The sequence below is a fragment of the Streptococcus oralis genome (assembly GCF_001075875.1).
Lineage (GTDB): Bacteria > Bacillota > Bacilli > Lactobacillales > Streptococcaceae > Streptococcus > Streptococcus oralis_I.
Genome location: NZ_JUOS01000060.1, coordinates 1 through 2,060, shown reverse-complemented (window position 1 = coordinate 2,060; position 2,060 = coordinate 1). Strand labels below are relative to the sequence as shown.

The 2,060-nt window shown below is 31.8% G+C and carries 2 protein-coding genes and 1 pseudogene; all 3 read left to right on the top strand.

The annotated features are described in order from the left end of the window. Positions 1 to 422 precede the first annotated feature (422 nt). Positions 423 to 686, top strand: a complete 264-nt coding sequence (locus ADM33_RS03670; protein WP_006155666.1) for a transposase — start codon at positions 423 to 425, stop codon at positions 684 to 686. 47 nt (positions 687 to 733) lie between these two features. Further along, positions 734 to 1,399: an HAD family hydrolase gene (locus ADM33_RS03665; protein ID WP_003005418.1), complete on the top strand. Its 666-nt coding sequence runs from the start codon at positions 734 to 736 to the stop codon at positions 1,397 to 1,399. Positions 1,400 to 1,719: 320 nt separating this feature from the next. After that, a pseudogene (locus ADM33_RS11650) lies at positions 1,720 to 1,830 on the top strand (IS30 family transposase); the annotation flags it as partial. Between the last annotated feature and the right edge of the window lie 230 nt (positions 1,831 to 2,060).

The following is a 2,060-nucleotide window of genomic DNA, read 5'->3' as shown; positions in this document are numbered from 1 at the left end:
AGAAAAAGATGCAGAACTTTTGAATAAGATTTTTGAAGAAGTTAAAACTTATTGGGAAAAATAGAAGGACGCTAGTCTTCAAAATTTCCTCCCAAAATGTGTCTAAAATATTAACGGAATTCCATATAAAGAGGTTTATGATTATTTTAATGCAGATTGATGGTTTGTTTTTTGGATTTTAAATTCACCATAGGTGCTAGTATTATTTATCATAATGCTTGACACCGCTTTTAAGTGGGAGTACAATAATATTGAGGGCAGGATGGCTTATCTCTTTTATTTAGGAGGTGTCCAATATGCAAATCTATTTTATTTATTCTATTTTCTTTCTATTATCACTTGTAGTTCTAGCTTATCTTATTAAGTTACTCATTGCTCATTTAAAAAGAAACTAAGTAACATTTTGCCCAAATAGTAGTTATTTGGGCTACTTGGGTAAGGAACTGAAAAAACGATTGGAAGCCAAGGGAATAGACTTTTTGACGCCGATTCGTAAAAATATGAAAGGAGCAGCTGAGCACAACAATCCTGCTATCCTGGCAATCCGAAGGACCATCGAAACTCGGATCTCTGTCCTAAATGCATTGTTTAACATTGAACATCCGCTTGCTCGCTCTTTAGCAGGTTTGCAATTAGAGATCGAACGGGCTATTTTGGTCTATAATTTAGGATTTTTTATCAACTAGCAACACGGGTATTATATATGATAGATTTGGATTTTAAAGGAGGATTTATGAATTTGAAAGGTATAATCTTCGATATGGATGGAGTTATAGTTGATACAGAGTACCAAGATTTTCTAATACAGAAAGATTTTATCAAACACCTTAATCCAAAATCTAGTTACGAAGATTCTGAGCTATTGGTATTAGTTGGTAAATCATATTTTAATCTTTATAGGCTTTTACAGCAATTTATTGGGAAACAATATGATATAAAAACTATAGAAAAAGAATATGCTTCTTTTAGTGATGAGAGATATGAAAAAATTGATTATTCTTTACTTTTTAGAAAAGAAATTCTAAAAATTATTGACTATGCATTGAAAAACGGAATCAAATTAGCTGTAGCATCATCATCAAAATATGAGCATATTAATGAAGTTTTAGAAAGGTGTGACATAAAAAAATATTTTGATGTCATCGTTAGCGGAGAGAATTTTGTAGAAAGTAAGCCAAATCCGTCTATCTATTTAACAACGCTACATAAGTTAGAATTGCAAGCAGAACAATGTATTGCAATTGAAGATTCATACTCTGGAATTGAATCTTCAACTAGCGCCGGAATTGCAACTATTGGTTATTATGATAGCCGATTACCATTTTTTAATGACAAAGCGCAATGGAAAGTTGAAAATATGAAAGAAGTTTTACAAATAATAGAATCACAGAGTCTTTGAGTTGAAAGGCGATGAGGTTCTTGAGGACGTTAGAAAGAAATAAACTTGTTTCATAACGAAATTTAAGGTAACAGCGAACCGCTGAGTGTGTAGCTTTGTTGGTAAAAACGTAAATATTTTTGAGCGAAAGGTATTATGAAGTCACTGGAAACAGTGGCTTTTTGATATTAGTAGGGATGTATTATAGTAACCAATCAAGTTGAGATAGTTGCTTTGATACTAATACATTTTATTTTAATAATGAAGTTTATTACTATAGACACTTGATAGATATGTAAACTAACTACGATACCTCTAATTTTTAACGGACTATAGTTTAATTTGTTTTTTCTGTACTTGATAAGCGAAATCGAATCCCAAGGAAGTCCTTGAACTACCAAACTCCGTATCAAGTTTTTCTGAGTCAGGTGAAATTGTCTAGCTTAATTTGACAAATGAGATAACTAAGAAATAAGATTATCGACTCACTATTTATGGAAGTAGTTATTTAAGAGAGAAAGATGAGTTACAAAAAAGTTACCAAAATTTGAAAAAAGAGTCTATTTTGCAAGATTTAAAAGTCCCAAAACCCTATTAAATCAAGGATATAAGATTTAAAAAGTGTATTCATAGAACTCAAAATCCAGTGTCCGCAAGGACGTGCCGGTTCGACCCCGGCCGC